The sequence below is a fragment of the Flavobacterium sp. JP2137 genome (genome assembly GCF_050562195.1).
Lineage (GTDB): Bacteria > Bacteroidota > Bacteroidia > Flavobacteriales > Flavobacteriaceae > Flavobacterium.
This window is the reverse complement of record NZ_CP191647.1, coordinates 1985962-2006440: the sequence shown is the minus strand read 5'-3', so window position 1 is coordinate 2006440 and position 20479 is coordinate 1985962. Positions and strand designations below refer to the sequence as shown.

Sequence of the window (20479 nt, the reverse complement as noted above, 5' to 3'; positions counted from 1 at the left end):
CCAGTGACTGTCGTACCATTGGTGGTTTCTTTGGTGTGGATGGCAAAAAACTACAGCGACAATACAAAGAATCCTTAAGTGACTTTCGTAATTGGAGTGTAAAGGATCACGCAAAAGAATGGCTTATATATCCCGAGAACATAGGTCCTTATCTTTCTATAGACGAAACAGCATTGTCTAAGGGGGAATTATACACAATCATAACCAATAAAAGAGCTAAAGGAAAAAAGGGAAGCTTAGTAGCCATATTTTCAGGAACTAAGGTTGAACCTATTGTAGAGAAACTACTTACTATCAGCTCAAAAATTAGAAGAAAAGTACGCGAAGTAACCTTAGATATGGCTAGTTCTATGAAAAACATTGTAAGCAAGAGTTTTTCTAACGCCATACAAGTAACTGATCGTTTTCATGTACAAAAATTAGCCATAGAAGCCTTACAAGACATTCGTATTCAGGAACGCTGGAAAGCGTTGGATAACGAGAATCAAGCTATTAAAGAGGCCAGGAAAGCAAATATAGCGTACGTTGCTCAAGAGTTTGAGAACGGAGACACTCCAAAACAACTCCTAATAAGAAGTAGATATTTGCTATGCATGGATAGCGATAAATGGACTGAAAATCAAAAAACTAGATCCAAAATTATCTTTAGAGAATTTCCTGTCATAAAACAAGCTTACAATCTTGTACAAGGACTGCGAAACATTTATAATACAACAACAGTAAAAGAAGTCGCTTACACTAAACTAGCACATTGGTATAATAAAATCGAAAACAGTAATCTCAAAACATTTAATACGGTAGTCAATACCATACAGCTAAACTATCAATCTATTTTAAACTATTTTGACAACAGAAGTACCAATGCTTCTGCAGAATCCTTTAATGCCAAAATCAAAGCTTTTAGAACTCAGTTTAGAGGCGTAAGAGATATAGAATTCTTCTTATATAGATTAGTCACTATTTTTGCATAAACACAAGATTTAGGATTAATCCCTTTTTAGTTGAAAAGTCGATCCACTTTCCGAAAACTGGCGAATCATCGAATCCGCAAATTCGCGAATAAGCTAAATCGAAAATCGATCTGGATACCTGGCACCAGCGGCGGATTGGTCACTATTTTTGCATAAACACAACATTTAGGATTGATCCCAAAAAAGCAACTTAGCGCTAGGCGCGCTAACTCTTTTTTTATGCGCTATCACGGCGCTTAAGCAAGCTTGCGCCGTTTTAGCGCATAAAAAAAGCCCTAACTTTCGTTAGAGCTTTTTCGTCGGGGTGGCAGGACGAAACCTTTAACCCTCAAATATCTATTAATCAATATATTGACTTCTTTATTCAAGAACTACTCACCGTTTTACTCACATACAGTTTGTAATTCGATGGTGCAAAGATAATCATCTTAACCAAATGAGCAATACATTTTAGTGCTTTTTACCTATAAAAACGACAAAATCGAAAAAGACTTATAATGAGTACTTGACGGAATTTCTTTTTAACTATATAATAGTTTAGTAATCATATTTATAGCAGTTATCTGCTACCACTCTTTCCAAAGATTAAGAAAACAGAGTAAATATTCTTTTGCATATATACAGTTTCGTTCCTTGAATTTTATTCTAAATTTCTACTATTTAGAGCATAGAGAAAATCCCCCAAGTTTCACCCAACTTGGGGGAAATTTTCATTTGTATTTACAAAGTTTGTGATTCAATTGAGGAATACTTGTTTAAAAATCAGTAATCCTCTTAAAATAATTGATTATGAAATACTCTTTACAAAACATTATTTTAGAGATTCACAACAAGGAAGACAAGATTCTATCTCAGAGCAAGAGATTGATTGATGAGGCTTACGAAATGACTTTATACCTCCAGGATTTGTTGTTTTCGGTCAAAACATTCATAACGGAAGAAGGCTTTAAAAACGACGCTGAAGAGATACACTTCTTTCGTACCATAAAGCCTCAAATACTTGGTAAGTTGATTTATTACAACAAGATCTACCGAATTGAAACCTCCTGTCCAGTCAGTAACGGTAAGATGTATTACAGTTATTTTTCAACCCAATTAGCAAATCTGAAACGAGAATACAGTGAGCATGTATGTAATTCGGATTTTTACCGATATTATCGTTCTGGGCGTACAGATCGAGATCACACCTATTTTAAGAGAGGTAATATCAATTACCTTGATGGATTGAACAGCATTGTTTTTGAAATTGACTCTAGCTTTTCAACTTTCTATGACTACAAAGTTTCACGTATTATTTCCAACGAACTACTCTATACTTATCTACTAACAAAAATCAATCCCGATGAAACCCCCGATGCGATTCTGCAAAATTCTGAATCGACAAAAGATGTTTTTTGGACAGATAGTAAAAATGCACTTATCGAATTGGTGTATGCTCTTTATGCTTCGGGTGCTATTTCTAATGGCAAAATCGGTATCCGAAAAATAAGCCTGATATTTCAGATACTCTTTCGCATTCCTCTTGGGGATTTACATCACGCTTTTCATCGCATGAAAACCCGCACAGGTTCTAGGACTGCATTTTTAGATCAACTCAAATCATCACTCGAAGAATATATGGACAAAGATCTTTAACTAAATGAAGTAATCTTTTCAAAGCAGTGCATTTTTATGTACTGCTTTTTTTTGCCCATATCTGCCAATTGGTGATACAACACCTAAAAATACAAAACAACACTAAAAGTCTGTAAAACACCTGTTTTACAGATCATAAAAAGATAAAAAAATTGCTTTTTCAATTGGCAATGCTTGGCAGACAATCACAGCCACAATATTCAATTTTGTACAGCAACATTAAGGATTGTACAAAAAATACAGTAACAATTAAAATGTATCCCTATGAATATTGACCGAATGGAATTTTTGGCGTGGATGGAACGCATAATTGACCGCCTTGATATGCTTAGCGACCATATTGATAATTTACAAAAGAAACGCAACAGTATTGACGGCGAGGAATTGTTGGATAATCAGGATTTACTTCAGATGCTAAAAATCAGCAATCGTTCTTTACAACGGTATCGCTCTATCGGGAAGTTACCCTATTATACAATAAGCGGAAAACTGTATTATAAACTTTCCGATGTGCATCAGTTCATTAGGGAAAGTTTCACTGCCCCTTTACCCAAAATTAAAGGACAATAAAAGACAAATACTGCCTTTGAGTGCCAATTAGAGTAACACAGTGAACGCTTGTTCTACTTTAGGCATCGAACTTTAAATTTTTCAAATTATGAGCGAAGAAACTGCAAACAAACAGGAAAGTCCCGAACAATTATCGGAGATATTATTGGTATTGGATAAAGAGAAGATGAAAATCCAAGCCGTAAAAAGTATTGACGAAAACGGTAAAATGGAAACCGTTGACCCTACCAAGAAAAATCAGAACCAATTTATGCGCGTGGACAAAAGTGGCGATTTTATTTCCAACTTCTTCTCCAATTTTTTCAGTCAGTTGAAAAACCCTACCAATTTCTCCTTTTTCAAAGTACCTGCTGATGAAGCCGCAAATAAAGCAAAAGAAATGCAAAAACAAGTGGATAAACCAACTCCAGAGGGTGAAAAAGTAATGAAGGAACTGGAAGTAAAACTAGAACCTCTACAGGATAAAAAACCAGAAAATAAAAACGATATGGAAACAACACAAACAGCACCGGAAACAAGTGAATACCGCTTCAAGCCGGAACAGATTGATTGGGAAACCATGAATAACCTTGGACTAAGTAAAGAAAAACTAGAAAAAATGAACCTGCTTGATCCGTTATTAAGAGGTTTCAAGACTAATGAATTGGTACCCGTTAGTCTTAACTTAGGTTCTGCGGTTACTCGTATGGATGCCCGACTTTCACTACAACAAAATGATCAGGGAGCAGTTGTGGTTGCTATTCACGGTATTCGTAAGGAACCCAACCTGAACTTTGAATTTTTTGGACATAAGTTTACCAAAGAAGACAAAGACAATTTACTTCAATCGGGCAATATCGGACGAGTAGTTAATTTAACCAATCCCAAAACAGGCGAAACCATTTCCTCCATTATCAGTGTGGACCGATTGACCAATGAGCTGGTTGCCCTGCGTACAGACAAAATAAAAATTCCTGACGAAATCAAAGGGATAAAATTGGATGATGCGCAAAAGCAAACCTTAATGGAAGGCAAACCACTTCAATTAGATGGAATGATTTCTAAAAAGGGAACTGAATTTTCGGCAACGGTACAGTTCAATGCAGACAAACGATATGTAGAATTTCTGTTTGACAGAAGCAACACGAATAAACAAACGCAAAGCAACGGACAGAACAATCAACAAACTAATCAACAGAATCAATCGCAGGAAGCTCCGAAAACCTTTAGAGGTAAAGAATTGGATAATGAACAACATCAAAAATTCAAAGACGGACAGACGGTTTATCTAAGCGGATTAGTGGATAAGAAAGGTAAAGAATACAATGGTTACATCACTTTTAATAAAGAAACGAACAAAACAGATTTCTCTTTCCAAAATCCGAATAAGCTAAAAGAGCAGGCGAAACCTACCGAAGCCTATAAAACACAGACTGCGGTTAATTCGGAGGGTAAAACCAATGAAGCGACCAAGAATATCAAAGAGCCTTTGAAATCGGGACAAAAAAATCCAGATAGCAAGAAACAGCAGGAAGAACAGGAAAAACCTAAAGCACCTGCTAAATCCAAAGGCAGAAAAATGTAATCGATAAAAAAAAGAGTATGAAAGCAATTATTGCAGAAAAACCAAGTGTAGCAAGGGAAATAGCCGGACTTGTGGGAGCATCCGATAAAAAGGACGGCTACCTGACTGGTAACGGCTATTTGGTTACCTGGGCATTCGGACATTTGGTCGGATTGGGAATGCCCCAAGATTACGGAATTACGGGATTTGAAAAAGCATCACTACCAATACTTCCAAATCCCTTTTTATTGACTGTCCGAAAAGTAAAAATAGACAAAGGATATATAGCCGATACAGGTGCATTAAAGCAACTGAAAGTGATTGAACAGATCTTTAATCGTTGTAATAGTATTATCGTAGCTACCGATGCGGGACGTGAGGGTGAACTCATTTTTAGGTATATATACGAATACCTTAAATGCAACAAACCCTTTGAACGTCTTTGGATAAGCTCGCTTACTGAAAAAGCCATCAAACAGGGTTTTGAAAATCTAAAGTCTGGAAGCGATTTTGATGGATTATATCAGTCAGCACAAGGCAGAAGCCGTGCTGACTGGTTGGTAGGCATTAATGCATCGCAAGCATTAAGCATAGCCGCAGGCAATGGTATTTATTCACTTGGAAGAGTACAAACGCCTACATTGGCTTTAATTTGTAAACGCTATTTGGATAACAAGAATTTCTCGGTAAAAAAATATTGGCAGATACAGTTATCGCACAACAAAGAGTTGATAGATTTTAAAAGTATTTCTAAAATCAAATGGGAGAACCAAAAACTGGCTGATGATACCTTGCAATCTATCGAGAGAAACGGCAATATTGCTACCATTACATCAGTAGAAACCAAAAGTGTTACCGAGCAACCGCCATTACTTTTTGATTTGACAGGATTACAAAAGGAAGCCAATAAAATGCTGAACCTTTCGGCCGATGAAACCCTCAACATTGCCCAAAGCCTATACGAAAAGAAATTTATCACGTACCCACGTACCGGAAGCAAATATATCCCAGAAGATGTATGGGCTGAAATCCCGAATCTGGTAAGAGCTTTACAAGACAGAGATTCCTGTAAACAAGCCGTAACCAAGGTAAAATGGGGACGGTTCAACAAACGTATGGTGAACGACCTTCGGGTCACCGATCATCACGGCTTACTGATTACGGAGAAAATCCCTTCGGCATTATCCGTCAAGGAAACTGCTATTTATGACATGATTGCTTTTCGGTTGCTCGAAGCCATTTCTGGAGCTTGTACTAAAGAAATAACCGATATTACATTAGAAGCATTGCATTATGATTTTGCATTGAAAGGTTGTAAAATATTGGAACCTGGCTGGCGTAGTATTAAGGGATATTTTTCAGATGAGGATACCGAACCGGTGCAGGATCTACCCGAACTTAAAAAAGGTGATGAAATTGAAATAAAAGAAGCTACTATTTTGGAAAAAGCAACCAAAGCACCTGTACTTTATACGGAAGCAGGACTTTTATCAGCTATGGAAAGTGCTGGAAAGCAGATTGAAAATGCAGAGGAACGCAAAGCGTTACAAAATATTGGTATTGGTACTCCGGCTACAAGAGCTTCCATTATTGAAACCTTGTTTAGCCGTAATTACATTCAAAGGGAAAAGAAATTTTTAGTCCCAACCGAAAAGGGATTGCAGGTATATGAATTGGTAAAAGATAAAAAGATTGCAGACGTGGCAATGACTGCCGAATGGGAATTAGCCTTGCAGAAAATCGAAATCAACGAAGCGGATGCAGGAGCATTTCAAAAAGAAATGGAAACGTATGTGACAACCATTACCAATGAATTGTTGCAAACTTCCATTGCCCAAAATAACCTACCTAAATTGGTTTGTCCGAAATGCAAAAGCCAGCAACTTATTATACGTGACAAGATTGTTAAATGTCCTGATGAAGTTTGTAACTGGGTACAGTTCCGCAATGTGTGTGGCGTACAAATCAGTATAGTTGATATTGAAAGTTTGATTACGAAAGGTAAGACGTCCCTCATCAAAGGAATGAAAAGCAAATCCGGAAAGAAATTCGATGCTTATATCGTGTTAAATAAAGATTACAAAACCTCTTTTGAATTTGAAAAAAGTAAAGGCTATAAAAAATAATGGAAGACAAACCACATATTACTTCAAAAGCAATCAAGAACCTGATTTATACCATACGTGGCAAACAAGTGATGCTGGACAATGACCTCGCTTCACTTTATCAAGTGGAAACAAAGAATCTTAATCGAGCAGTAAAGAGAAACATTGAGCGGTTTCCCGAATCGTTTTGTTTTCAATTGACAGAGGAGGAAGCTGAAAACTTGAGGTTCCAATTTGGCACCTCAAGTTTAAACCACGGTGGAAGACGCTATTTACCTATAGCTTTTACTGAATCAGGGATTGCAATGGCTTCTGCTGTGCTTCGGTCAGAAACTGCCGTTAGGATCAGTGTTGAAATTATGGAAGCCTTTGTCGAAATGCGTAGAATGCTTATCAGTAATGCTTCACTTTTTCAGAGATTGGATAAAATGGAACTTAAGCAATTGGAATCAGACCAAAAGTTTGAAGAAATTTTTAAGGCTTTAGAAAGTGATAAACTTCATAGTGATAAAGGAATTTTCTACAACGGACAAATATTCGACGCCTATACTTTTGTCTCCGATATTATCCGGAGTGCCAAAAGCTCTATTATCTTGCTTGATAATTATGCTGATGATACCGTACTGACCTTATTGGGAAAACGGAATGACAATGTTACTTCAACCATATACACTAAAAGCATTAGCAATCAGTTACGATTGGATATACAGCGTTACAACAGCCAATATCCTCTCATTGAAATCGAAATTTTCTCCGATGTCCACGACCGATTTTTGATTATTGACGGTACGGAACTTTACCATATTGGAGCATCACTCAAAGATTTGGGCAAAAAATGGTTTGCCTTTTCGAGGATGGATATTGAGGTGGGTAGAATGTTACAAATTTTAGGTAGATAGTTTAGTTCCTTGAAAATATAGAGCATTAATTTTACTAAATAACAAAAACCCTCTGATAAATTTCAGAGGGTTTAAGTTTAGCACAATATATTAATAATTCAGTGCGAGCCCCACTCCAAAACCCATATCGCTATCGTAATGTGTGCGGATGCCAATGTTTTTGTTGATGATGTACTTTAGGTCTGCCATATATTCCATATCGGTATTGACCATAAATCCTGCTCTTAATCTTTTTGAAATTGGAATGTCCTCACGCATCAAAGACAACCGAATTATTCCATCGTGATATACTTCTGCCTGAAAGTTTACAAGCATTGGTAGAGTGTACATAAAACCTAAACTAAAAGCTCTGCGTGTATCTTTCTCGTTTTTTTGCCCAAACAAATTGGTTTCGTGTTCGTCCATTCCCATTTTACGGTAACGCCAGTCAAAACCGATAAACGGCATAAACCATTGCATTTTCCCGATGTATCTTCCTAAATGTGTTTCTACCTCATAACCGTGCATATCGTGGTAGCCTAATCGCCATTCTGTACCTAAAGACCATCTTGCGTTTTGTAGCATTGCTTCTCCATCGTTACCATTGGTGGCAAAATCATTCTGTGCCATAAAGTGAGGCATATTGCTTTCTCGCTGCAACATATTATATGCCTGCTTTTTGTTAGGTAAATTCGGATTTTGGTAATCACCAACTTCAAAAACTCTATTCATTCCACCCATCATATGATAAAGAATATGACAGTGAAAAAACCAATCTCCTTCTTCGTTTGCTAAAAACTCAATAGTATCCGTTTCCATTGGCATTATATCCAACACATTTTTAAGAGGAGACTTTTCGCCTTTACCATTGATCACCCTAAAATCAAACCCGTGCAGGTGCATTGGATGTCGCATCATAGAGTTATTATAAATGGTGATGCGTAAAATTTCTCCTTTTTTTACAGGTATTTTATCTGTTTCTGAAAACACCTTGTTATCCATACTCCATACATAACGGTTCATATTTCCGGTAAGGATAAATTTTAATTCTTTTACTGGAGCATCTTTAGGAAGTTCCGTATTGTAAGGCGATTGTAGCATTGCATAATTTAGTGTTTGGATTTCACCTAAAGCATTTGCATTGTAACGGTTGGAATCATCTTCCATATTCATATTGTGTTGGCTATGGTCTTCTTTCTGCTTACTATCTCCGGTTATTTCGGGATACATGACCACATTCATATCCATTTGATTAAGGCTCATTTTCATTCCCATATCATCTAAGTCGCCGTTCATCTTCATCATATCATTCATCATTTTCATCCCTTCAAAATATTTCAATTTTGGAAGCGGAGAAATGAGTTGTTTGATGCCATTACCTACGAAATAGCTTGCCGACTGTGTTCTGTCTTCGGTAGTTGCTAAAAATTCATAAGCAACACCATCTTCAGGAATGGTTACCACCACATCGTAAGTTTCAGAAACGGCAATGATTAATCTATCAACTTCTACAGGCTCTACATCGTTGCCGTCATTGGCAACTACGGTAATTTTCCCTCCTGCATAGCGCAACCAGAAATAGGACGAAGCTCCACCATTTGAAATTCGCAATCGTACTTTATCACCTGCTTTTAGTGTTTTGCCATCAACCGTTTTTAAATCGGTCGTATTATTTCCGTTGATTAAAATTTTGTCATAATACACATCGCTTACATCCATTGCCAACATCCGTTTCCATTCGTTAGTTAGTTTTGTTTTGAAATGACCTTCTCTAATTGCTTCTGCATAAGATTGTGTCGCATTTTTTTTAATCGCTGCCCAATCATTGGCATTGTGCAACATCCGATTGATGTTATCGGGATTAAGGTTTGTCCACTCGCTTAACATAATGGGGACGGTCGGCAAATCGTCAATTCCTTTTCTAAAGGTTTTATCGTTATCACGCTTTTTCATTACAAAACTGCCATACATTCCTATTTGTTCCTGAAAGCCCGAATGTGAATGATACCAATGTGTGCCGTGTTGAATAATTGGGAAACGATAGGTGTATGTTGTTCCAGGTTCAATTGGTTTCTGTGTAAGCCAAGGCACTCCATCTTCCTTATTGGGTAAAAACACACCGTGCCAATGTAGTGATGTACTTTCTTTTAATTGGTTATGTACAACGATTTCGGCTGTATCGCCTTCGGTGAAAGTTAGGGTAGGCATTGGTATTTGCCCGTTTACGGCAATGGCTCTTTTTTCTTTACCTGCGTAGTTTACAAGTGTGTCTTTTACATAAAGGTCGTATCTCACAACTTTTTGAGCGAAAAGAGAAGTTGTTGCCAATAGCATTAGGGCTATCAGCAACAGTTTTTTATAAATGTCTTTTTTATTATCCATTTTAAGAATTTCATTTTATTGATATATAAAATAACATAGCCCGTATTTTGTTATTTAATTGTTTCTGTTGTTTTGCCACAAGAGAGCATAGAAGAACCATAATATGGGTTTTTGATTGTATTTTCTTTACTCAACCAATTTGCACCTTTTCCATCGTTAAACATTGGGCAATGCTGATAATAAACAGAGGTTTCCTGTTTTGAAACTTTTATCAGTTTGTAGATATTGTCGGAAAGTGTTGTAAAGTGGTCTCGCTGATGTCCTACGTCTTTCGTTTCAGCAATATGTTCTGCGTCAAAAGCGAGGTCTTTCATTATCTGCATAAAAACGCTGTGTTCTTCGGTTGATAAAGTTTCCATTTTTACAGATGAAATAGCGTTGTTCAAATCTTTGGCTTTTGCAGAAGCAGTGTTGCCGTCTGATTTTACCAAAGCATCTTTTATGGAAAAATAATTGTCAAATACCGCTTTCAGCTGATTAGCATTTTGCGGTGTTTCCGTCATTGCCGAATGGTCGTGCATTTCCATTTTTGAAGTATCGGTTTTTGGCGTTTCCGTCTTTGTAACTGTTTTGTTCACACGTTCGTACTGGCAACATTCAGGTAGTTTTGCATATACATCATCAGGGGCAAGAAATTTATCACTGTCGTAACCTGATAATGCAATGCGTTTCAGGATTTCGTCTTGATTGGTTTTTTTTGCATCGTATGTAATGGTCGCCATTTTTGTGTCTTTATTCCAATCCACTTCGGCTGTTTTTTTAAGGTTTCCAGCTTTTTCTATGGTAGTTTCACACATTCCACAATTACCGTAGATTTTTACGCTTTCGGTTTTAGCGTTTTTGATTTTAGCGTTACACGCTGTGGCTGATAGCAATACTGTAATTACCATCAATATTTTTGTTATTGACTTCATTTTTATTTTTTTAATTTAATAAGATATACGAAGAGTTTGCGAAAACTGGATTCAGCTTCCGATAAGGCACACGTATGGCTAACAAGCCATCGTTTTAGCTTATTTTAGGCGGTTGCCAAATGGAAGAGTAGCCTGAAGAATAATAGGCTTGTTTGAAACCGAATTTTTGTTTTTTAGTTTCTACAAAAGGGTTTGTTATTTTTAAATCGATGGGGATTTGTAAGCTTACCGAAGATGAAGAAGTGCTACATCCACAAGAACTGTGCTTACAATTACCGTCGCAGTCGTGACCATCTTTGCATTTTTTACAGGACTTGTCCTTGCAACTGCTTTTATGTTCTGCTTTTGCAGATTGGTCTTTTGAGTAACTTTTTTGTTCTGTATTGGCTGTTTTTTTGGCACAAGCATAGCTTATGCTTGGCATTAGGAAAAAGCCCAAACACAATAAGATGACAAAGCTGATATGTTTACTCAAATTTTTCAACACTATAAAATTATGAAATTATTTCTTTTATTTTGAAGGAATACCTAATTAAATAACTGTTTCAAATAAAAATAATCAAATAAGTATTTCTATAAAAAGTTATTCTGCGGTTAACAGAACTTTTCCATATTAGAGCATCACTCAAAGATTTGGGCAAAAAATGGTTTGCCTTTTCGAGAATGGATATCGAGATAGGTAGAATGCTCCAAATCTTGAATAAACAATAAACCCTCCAAATTTGGAGGGTTTATTATTTCATACTAAATGTTTCCAAATATGTAAAAAACAAAGCAGGGTGATTCAATTTAGTCGTTTTTCTGATTAGAATTGTTTGGGTTTCTTTTTCTGTCTTGCAAATTCGGCAATTTCGTCTATACGTTTTTGTCTGGTGTCAGGTCGTTTGGCAAGGACAATCCATTGCAACATCATTTTTCTAACAGTTTTGCTTAAACTTAAAAAATAGTCATTTGCACCTTTATGTTTACTAAACGCTTTTTCTAAGTCGTTGGGGATTATCAATTCTTCAACTTCATCTAAGATGGTCCAAGAACCGTTTTGTTTGGCTACCTCGATGCTTTCGTAACCTGCTTTTGTCATCAATCTCTTGTCAATCAATCGTTGGACTTTCTCTTTGTTGATTTTTGACCAAGTGCTTTTGGCTTTTCTTTTGCTGAAATATTGATGTGATGTTTCTTCATCTATTTTGATTTTCTTGCTGTCTATCCAAGCGAAGCAAAGGGCAACATCAACCGCATCGCTCCAACTGATTGAGTTTTTTTTCGAATTTTTGGCATAGAAAACAAGCCATACAGCTTGTTTTGAGAGATGATTGTTTTCTAACCACTTTCTCCACTCTATAAGACTTGTCGGATAAAATATTTCTGGTTCCTGCATTATTACTTTACAACTGTTGCTTCCAATTCTACCGTTAATGTAGCAAAAAGTCCTTTCACTTCAAGCAATGTAGTAGCTTGTTTAATCCCATACTTTTGAATGAACGGCACATAAACGTCCATACAAGTTGTGAAAAAATCTTGTGATGATGTGGTGTAAACATTTAGCCTTACAATGTTTTTACATTCGTAACCTGCTTCACTTATCAATTGTTCAAGGTTCTGAATGGTTTGGATAAGTTGTGAGCGCATATCACCATTGCTTGGTACACCGTTACTATCAATAGCTACTTGTCCAGAACAGTAAAGCGTTCCTGTGATATTTTTTACCTCTACAGCCTGTACAGAGTTTGTTTGTTCGCCCCATTTCCAAGGGTCAATTGTTCTTTTTTCCATTTTAAAATTGTTTTACTTGTTAACTGTATTGCAAAATTAAAATAGGATAATGACAGCCCTATGTCAGGGGTATAAAAAAATTAGTGATACTTGTCAAAGTACTCTTGTAAAGTCATTGCGTGTGGTTCAAACTTTTCGGTAAGGATTTCCAACTTTTCTATTCTGTCTAATCGGAAAAATCGAAATTCTTTTCGCAATCGACAATACGCCACCAATAGCCAATTTTCTGTACTAAGTAATGCAAATGGTTCAATCAGTCGTGTTGTTGTTTTGTTTTGCTCGTTAGTGTAATCAATTTTTATGAGGCAGAAGTTTGTCAAGGCAAACTGCAAGTCGGATAAATTGTTACTGTTCCTTTTCCGGTTTATGTTTTGGTCAAATCGGGTTCTTTCGGCAAGTAGGTTGGCTTTGTCTTTTATGCTGTATTTCAAAACCGCTTTGATTTTTTCAATAGCTTCCGAATAGTCTTTGACAAACGATGCATCTTTATTTTTGAGCACTAACTGTTCTGCCAGAATCAAAGCATTGGCTTGTGCTTCGGTAAACATTATAGGTGGCACTCTGTAACCCTCCATTAGCGTATATCCTTTCCCGTCCTCTGTCAAGATAGGAACGCCTGCCTGTTCCAATGCTCTTATGTCCCTGTAAATGGTTCGGACACTTACCGAAAATTTTTCTGCAAGCTGGGGTGCTGTCAAAAGTCGTATGGTTTGCAACTGTGTTAGGATTGCTGTCAGCCGTGAAAGTCGTTTGGTATCGTTGTCATTCATCCGTCAATTGATATTAAAATCAATTACAAAAATACAAATTCTTTATCCTCAACTTCTGTTTTTGAACTAAACCATGCCGTGCTGTCTTACTTTTTCGTTCATTATGACTGCATAATGGTTGTAAAAGAAATGTACGAAATGCATATTGTTACGATACATACCTACACTTATGTATTGAATAAAAAACACAAATTAATCACCCGAATTTATAATTCTGCCAAATCCCTCCTCCCAACGCCAAACGCTACCACTTCTTCAAAAACTATTACTTCCAGCACTAAATTTATCCATTAAGCAAAATCATAAATATTTTATTGTATGGATACTCAACAAAAAGATTTGTCGTATTTCAGATTACGACTACAAGAATTATTAAACACAAGCTTTCCAGAAAAAGCTCATGACGAAAAATTCATTAATCAGCGTTCAAGCTGGGCTGTCAATGCTTACGAAGGTGCTTTCCGCTCTGGGAATCCAGTTGAACAATGCGATTATATTGCCGAATATATCCTTTTTGAAAACTTACATTTTTCAAAGTTTGATACGATTTTTCAAGTAGTCAGCAATGAGTTTGATAACCTAATGGCAGATGAAGAACTCCGTCCATTTACCCTAAAAATGTTCTCGGTTTGCGAAGCTTCTTTCGAAAATTATAAACTAACTGATGATTTTGCATACGGTTACGAATTTGATGTACTCTATACCGAACTAACGGGAACCATCGCAATATGGATCGAGGAGAATGGGCTTCAGTAAAAGGCAACATCTCCAACAGAACATTGATGCCCTACGAATTATTTTTAAACTAGAAAAGGAGAACCGACAAGCTAGCGTAGGTGAAAGGTTACTCATGATGCGATACAGCGGATTTGGCGGTCTTAAATTCGTGTTGAACCCCATAGGAAATGAAAGAGACATCAATAATTGGAGAAAGACCGAACATGAACTTTTTCCGCTCACACAAGAACTCCATCGGCTTTTAAAAGAAAATGCGACCGACGAAAAACATTACCGTAGGTATGTGGACAGTATGCGGAGTTCTGTGCTTACTGCATTTTATACTCCACCGTTGGTCATTGATGCTATTTCCGAAACGTTACGCGATAGTGGTCTGAACATTGATAAATTTCTTGAACCCTCCGCAGGAATAGGTTCTTTTATAGAATCCTTTTCTGAAAATACGCAAGCAAGTGTCACTGCTTACGAAAAGGATCTGCTCACAGGAAAGATTTTAAAACAGCTTTATCCAGAAAGCACGATCCGTATAAGTGGTTTTGAAGAAATACCAGAAAAGGCACTAAATAGTTACGACTTGGTAGCCAGTAATATCCCTTTTGGAGATACTGCCATATTTGATCTTTCTTATTCAAGAAGTAAAAACTCCGTAAAAGAACAAGCCGCCCGAAGCATCCATAATTACTTTTTTCTAAAAGGAACCAATATGCTCCGTGATGGCGGCATATTGGCTTTTATAACATCCCAAGGCGTTCTAAATAGTCAAAAAAACGAGCCTATTCGTAGAGCATTGATGCAAGACAACAACTTAGTTTCAGCCATCCGATTGCCTAACAACCTCTTTACCGATTATGCAGGAACGGAAGTTGGTAGTGATCTGATTATTTTACAAAAAAACACTGGAAAGCAAAACCTGAGCGAAATTGAAGAACTGTTTTGTCAAAGTCAAATAACGCAATACAGTACACCAAGCAATGCCTTATTTCAAGACAACACAAGAATTGTACATACTGATGTGAAATTGGATACCGATCCGTACGGAAAACCTACATTAATTTACACACATAAAGAGGCTGTAGAAGGAATTGCCAAAGACTTGAAGCAAATGCTTTCAGAAGATTTTAGAAAACATTTGAATGTGGATTTATATAAAGGTGTGCAAAATAATGAACCTAAAATCACATCGACTACTACTAATCCGATAATTATTAAAGCGGAAACACAGCCTTTATCTGCTCCAATAATTCACAAGGATATTATAAAAGAAGAAAAACAATTAAGCATTTTTAACCTGTTTGAAAATTCAGAAGAACAAATTACAGTTGCCATTCCTAAAACCATTAGGACAAAAAAGCAATTCGTTCAACGAAAAAGAGCGGTGAACAAACAGCAACCCAATCTATTCAGTGGTTTGATGCAACAACCGTATACTCCTGTATCGAATACATCTATCACTAGCAAGACAGTAAATAATGTACATAAATCAGAAGTTATAGGCGATTTGTTTTCTACAATCAGCACAAACGATCCAATCGAAAAAACTGAAACGATTACCATTGTTGAACCGACTTTTTATAGCAAAGAAATACAATCTTTTCATCGTAACGATTGCTTGGTTGTCGATAACGGCTTGGTTGGTTATCTGAAAGATTTAGATTACGATAAACAGCAAGCGATTTTCCATCCTTTGCAATTAGCCCCCTTACAAAAATCAAGGGCTGAAAGTTATATTGCTGTTCGGGATAGTTACCTCGATTTGTATCAGAAAGAAGTGGTACTTCAGATCGAACATAAGAAAGAACGTGAGCAACTAAACAGTTTATACGATGTCTTTGTCAAAAAGTACGGGAATTTCAACAGTGCTGATAATATCAAGTTCATCAAAACAGACAGTACGGGTAAAGAAATTCCCTATTTAGAACGTGTGGTTGGTGGTGTGATACACAAAGCGGATATATTTCATCAACCGGTAAGTTTTTCAATCACAACATTGGCTACCGATAATCCCGATGAAGCCTTAGCTGCATCATTGAATAAATACGGAAACGTGGATCTGGATTATATGTCAGAAATCAGCAATATACCTACTGATACGTTGAAAGATACCTTACAGGGACGTATTTTTTACAATCCACTCCAAAAGGAATATGAAATAGTCGAACGTTGGATATCAGGTAATGTGGTTGAGAAAGCCCAAGAAGTAAAAACCTATCTGGAGAGCAATCCTGAAGATACGCAGGCTAAAGAAAGTTTGGTGGCTTTGGAAGAAGCCCGTCCAAGACCTATCGAATTTGAAGAACTAGATTTCAACCTTGGTGAACGCTGGATTCCTACAGGGATTTATGCACGTTTTGCTTCGTATCTTTTCGATACCGAGGTACGGGTTCATTACGCAGAAAGTAGTGACGATTTTAATATAAAATGTGATCAGAAAAATGTCCATATATGGGATAAATATGCGGTGAAATCTGAAAGTCGAACCTTTGATGGTATTGCTTTGCTTAAACACGCACTGGTCAATACCACGCCTGATATTACCAAGAAAATATTCATTGATGATAAGGAAGTTAAGGTACGCGATATGGAAGCCATACAAATGGCAAATACCAAAATTGATGAAATTAGAACTGCTTTTTCCGATTGGCTACATGCTCAAAATGATGAGTTTAAAAACCGATTGACTCAACAATACAATGATACGTTTAACTGTTTTGTACGTCCAAAATACGACGGAAGTCATCAAGAATTCCCCGGATTAGACCGTAAAGCATTAGGTATTGAGGACTTGTATTCCAGTCAAAAGGATGCCGTTTGGATGATAAAACTCAATGGAGGAGCGATATGCGACCATGAGGTAGGTGCAGGAAAAACATTGATTATGTGTACCGCAGCACAGGAAATGAAACGTTTGGGAATGGTGCATAAACCCATGATTATAGGATTAAAAGCCAATGTTCATGAAATTGCAGAAACCTATCGCAAAGCCTATCCTCACGCTAAAATATTATATCCAGGTAAAGAAGACTTTACGCCACAAAAACGCCAACGAATTTTCGGAGATATAAAAAATAACGATTGGGATTGTGTCATATTGACCCATGACCAATTCGGAATGATCCCACAATCTCCCGAAATGCAAAAGGAAATTCTGCAAGCAGAACTGAACAGCGTGGAAGATAATCTTTCCGCTTTGGAAGCGCAGGGCAAGGAAATTTCAAGAGGAATGCTTAAAGGTGTAATTATCAGAAAACAAAATCTTGAGGTGAAGCTCAAAACACTGGAACATGATATTGAAAACCGTAAAGATGATGTGGTCGATTTTAAAATGATGGACATTGATCATTTACTGGTAGATGAAAGCCATCGCTTTAAAAATCTGATGTTCAATACCCGTCATGAACGAGTTGCCGGATTGGGTAATATACAGGGAAGTCAAAAGGCAATGAATCTGCTTTTTGCCATCCGTACCATACAAGAACGTACCGGAAAGGATTTAGGTGCCACCTTTCTTTCGGGTACAACCATCAGCAACTCGTTGACAGAGCTTTATCTTTTATTCAAATACCTACGTCCACAAGCATTGGAAAAACAAGGCATTAATTGTTTTGATGCCTGGTCTGCCATTTATGCACGGAAAACAACTGATTATGAATTTTCGGTCGCTAATAATATTGTACAAAAAGAACGTTTCCGCTATTTTATTAAAGTGCCTGAACTGGCACAGTTCTATTCAGAAATCACGGATTACCGAACGGCAAAGGATATTGGCATCGACCGTCCTGAAAAAAAGGAAATATTATACAATATCCCACCGACACCACAGCAGGAAGTCTTTATCAAAAACTTGATGGAGTTTGCTAAATCGGGTAATGCTACTTTACTTGGTAGAGCACCACTTTCTCCAAACGAAGAGAAAGCAAAGATGCTGATTGCAACCGACTATGCTCGTAAAATGTCATTGGATATGCGAATGATAAGTAGTAAATATGAAGATCATCCCGATAGCAAAGCATCGCATTGTGCTGCAAAACTTGCGGAGTACTACACCCGTTTTAATGCACAGAAAGGCACTCAATTCGTTTTTTCTGATTTAGGAACTTACAAACCCAACGAATGGAATGTCTATTCCGAAATCAAGCGAAAACTTGTAGAAGATCACGGAATTCCAGCACAGGAAATTCGTTTTATACAGGAAGCGAAGACTGATAAAATGCGAAAAGAATTCATCAATGCTATGAACGATGGGAAGATACGGATACTATTTGGTTCAACCGATATGTTAGGCACAGGAGTTAATGCACAGAAAAGAGCTGTTGCCGTTCATCATTTGGATACGCCTTGGCGACCAAGCGATCTAGCTCAACGAGACGGACGCGCAGTTCGTAAAGGCAATGAAATTGCAAAGCATTTTGCAGGCAATAACGTAGATGTCATCATTTATGCCGTAGAAAAATCATTGGACAGTTATAAATTCAACTTACTCTATAACAAACAGCTTTTTATTGACCAGCTAAAATCTAACCATCTAGGCAAACGAACCATTGATGAAGGTAGTATGGATGAGAAATCAGGAATGAACTTTTCGGAGTATGTAGCTATTCTCTCTGGAAATACCGACCTGTTGGATAAAGCAAAATTGGAAAAGCAAATTGCAGGATTGGAAAGTGAAAAGCAGGCTTTCAATCGCTCGAAATTTAGTTCGAAGCATAAATTGGAAGATAGTTCCGCTATGCTTAATGGTGCGCAATCCCGTTTGGAACGCATGAATACTGATTGGCAAAATTTACAGCACCGCATAGAAAAAAGAACTGACGGAACGATACTGAATCATGTACAACTTGATAGATTACCAGCTAATGCTGATGTAAAACAAATTGGAGCTAAACTCAATCAACTTGCGGACAACGCCCGAACTGGAGGTCAGTATGAAGAAATTGGTAGTTTATATGGATTTACATTATTGGTAAAAACTGAAATGTCCGAAAAAGAAGGTGTTGAGATCCGAATGAACCGTTTTATGATTCAAGGTGAAGGAAATATCAAGTACACACACAACAATGGTATCATTGCCAAAGATCCGCAAACTGCAACCATGAATTTCTTGAATGCGCTGGATAAATTACCCAGCTATATAGAGCAAGAACAAAAGAAAATCTCAGAAACACAAAAAGATCTACCAGTTCTTCAAGAACTAGTCAACAGTATCTGGTCTAAGGAAAGCAGATTAAGTGAATTAAAAACGGGACTCGCTGCAATTGATCGGAAGATACAATTGTCTATTACTCCTGAAAATAAAGAAAAGCAAATTGAAACTGTTAAAACAGATATTCCAGAAAAAACTACTATACGCTTGAAAGCAATGTGATAATTACTTCTGGTCCTGTTCATCCATTTTCTTAATGAGTCCGTCACGTAGAGAATCAAGAAATTTTGTTCGGTTGACTTTACGATTTTTCAGCTCTAAATAAGTGTGATAAAAATCGCCAAGATTAACATTGAAAGTGTTTTCAAAATGCTTTGCTATTAATCTAATGTCAATATTACTATTATCAAAAACGTTTTGGTAATGCAGTGAATAAATTAGTTCTATCAGCGCAGTCTTACTACCCGTCCAGTTAACGCTAATAGCAGATGAGTGTTTTGGTAGTAAATGTTTGTTTAAATTATGAAGTTGATCTTCCAGATAAACCTGTATCAAATCGTTAGCTATTATCTTGGCTACCTTGTAATCATGAGAGGTGGAAAAGGCTTGGTCAGACTGTAAATAATAGGTATCCAACCATAGCTTTATATCGTGGTTGCCCCGTATAAAAAACTTCTCATCAAGGAAGCAGTTATTGCTTCGGTAATACTTATAAAAATCAAGGTTGTGGTCAAAGAATCTTTTGAGCTTTTTTAGTTCTTTGTTAAGGTATTTCTTTGTGGACTTTGCTCCGTAAGGCTTTCTCGTCTCAATTTTGTAAATGGTATTGTAGTAAATGAGTTTGGAAACGATTTGAGGTTTTAGGTGTTTGAAGAAATATATCTCCTCTTCTTCGTTTTTAAAACTTCTTTGTATTGTAAACTCTTTCAGCTTTGACAGACTGTCTAAGATTATTCGAATGGCTGTCTCGGCAAGGATAATTGGCTCGTCTGCTTCAAATACAAGTTCTGATAGTTTTTCTTCTAATAAATCCAATTCTTTCTTGCAATATACATTCATA

15 protein-coding genes are annotated in these 20479 nt (G+C 36.9%); 8 read left to right on the top strand and 7 right to left on the bottom strand.

Annotated features, from left to right (window positions below):
* The first annotated feature begins 35 nt into the window (after window positions 1-35).
* The 6 genes from ACQZ43_RS08765 (at window position 36) to ACQZ43_RS08740 (ending at window position 7723) form a co-directional block, all read left to right on the top strand.
* Complete coding sequence (locus tag ACQZ43_RS08765; protein WP_430611751.1) at window positions 36-971, top strand: ISAon1 family transposase; 936 nt, start codon at window positions 36-38, stop codon at window positions 969-971.
* A gap of 789 nt (window positions 972-1760) precedes the next feature.
* Window positions 1761-2606: an RteC domain-containing protein gene (locus tag ACQZ43_RS08760; protein ID WP_430611749.1), complete on the top strand. Its 846-nt coding sequence runs from the start codon at window positions 1761-1763 to the stop codon at window positions 2604-2606.
* A 264-nt stretch (window positions 2607-2870) separates the two neighbouring features.
* On the top strand, window positions 2871-3176 hold the full coding sequence (locus tag ACQZ43_RS08755) for a helix-turn-helix domain-containing protein (protein WP_430611747.1): 306 nt from the start codon (window positions 2871-2873) through the stop codon (window positions 3174-3176).
* An 88-nt stretch (window positions 3177-3264) separates the two neighbouring features.
* Complete coding sequence (locus tag ACQZ43_RS08750) at window positions 3265-4740, top strand: DUF3945 domain-containing protein (RefSeq protein ID WP_430611745.1); 1476 nt, start codon at window positions 3265-3267, stop codon at window positions 4738-4740.
* Between the two features lie 17 nt (window positions 4741-4757).
* Complete coding sequence (locus ACQZ43_RS08745; RefSeq protein ID WP_430611743.1) at window positions 4758-6845, top strand: DNA topoisomerase; 2088 nt, start codon at window positions 4758-4760, stop codon at window positions 6843-6845.
* The gene (locus tag ACQZ43_RS08740; RefSeq protein WP_430611741.1) at window positions 6845-7723 is read left to right on the top strand and encodes an ORF6N domain-containing protein; all 879 of its coding nucleotides are present in this window, start codon (window positions 6845-6847) and stop codon (window positions 7721-7723) included. Before ACQZ43_RS08745 ends, ACQZ43_RS08740 begins: the two co-directional genes overlap by 1 nt.
* A 90-nt stretch (window positions 7724-7813) precedes the next feature.
* Here ACQZ43_RS08740 and ACQZ43_RS08735 read toward each other — a convergent pair whose 3' ends face one another.
* The 6 genes from ACQZ43_RS08735 to ACQZ43_RS08710 form a co-directional block, all read right to left on the bottom strand.
* Complete coding sequence (locus ACQZ43_RS08735) at window positions 7814-10084, bottom strand: multicopper oxidase family protein (protein WP_430611739.1); 2271 nt, start codon at window positions 10082-10084, stop codon at window positions 7814-7816.
* Window positions 10085-10134: 50 nt separating this feature from the next.
* On the bottom strand, window positions 10135-10998 hold the full coding sequence (locus ACQZ43_RS08730) for a DUF3347 domain-containing protein (protein WP_430611737.1): 864 nt from the start codon (window positions 10996-10998) through the stop codon (window positions 10135-10137).
* A gap of 94 nt (window positions 10999-11092) precedes the next feature.
* Window positions 11093-11473, bottom strand: coding sequence for a hypothetical protein (locus ACQZ43_RS08725; protein WP_430611735.1), 381 nt, complete (start codon window positions 11471-11473; stop codon window positions 11093-11095).
* 330 nt (window positions 11474-11803) lie between these two features.
* Window positions 11804-12376 (bottom strand): YdeI/OmpD-associated family protein, encoded by a 573-nt coding sequence (locus ACQZ43_RS08720; protein WP_430611733.1) that lies wholly within the window; start codon window positions 12374-12376, stop codon window positions 11804-11806.
* Window positions 12377-12378: 2 nt separating this feature from the next.
* The gene (locus ACQZ43_RS08715) at window positions 12379-12771 is read right to left on the bottom strand and encodes a RidA family protein (RefSeq protein WP_430611731.1); all 393 of its coding nucleotides are present in this window, start codon (window positions 12769-12771) and stop codon (window positions 12379-12381) included.
* Between the two features lie 80 nt (window positions 12772-12851).
* Complete coding sequence (locus ACQZ43_RS08710; RefSeq protein WP_430611729.1) at window positions 12852-13541, bottom strand: helix-turn-helix transcriptional regulator; 690 nt, start codon at window positions 13539-13541, stop codon at window positions 12852-12854.
* Between the two features lie 318 nt (window positions 13542-13859).
* On the opposite strand from ACQZ43_RS08710, the gene ACQZ43_RS08705 reads away from it, so the two are divergent.
* Both ACQZ43_RS08705 and ACQZ43_RS08700 read left to right on the top strand, forming a co-directional pair.
* Window positions 13860-14297, top strand: a complete 438-nt coding sequence (locus ACQZ43_RS08705; protein ID WP_430611727.1) for a DUF1896 domain-containing protein — start codon at window positions 13860-13862, stop codon at window positions 14295-14297.
* Window positions 14284-19641 (top strand): N-6 DNA methylase, encoded by a 5358-nt coding sequence (locus ACQZ43_RS08700; RefSeq protein WP_430611725.1) that lies wholly within the window; start codon window positions 14284-14286, stop codon window positions 19639-19641. The genes ACQZ43_RS08705 and ACQZ43_RS08700 overlap by 14 nt, the downstream gene beginning before the upstream one ends.
* Before the next feature lie 3 nt (window positions 19642-19644).
* Here ACQZ43_RS08700 and ACQZ43_RS08695 read toward each other — a convergent pair whose 3' ends face one another.
* On the bottom strand, window positions 19645-20478 hold the full coding sequence (locus ACQZ43_RS08695; protein WP_430611723.1) for an RteC domain-containing protein: 834 nt from the start codon (window positions 20476-20478) through the stop codon (window positions 19645-19647).
* Window position 20479: the final 1 nt, after the last annotated feature.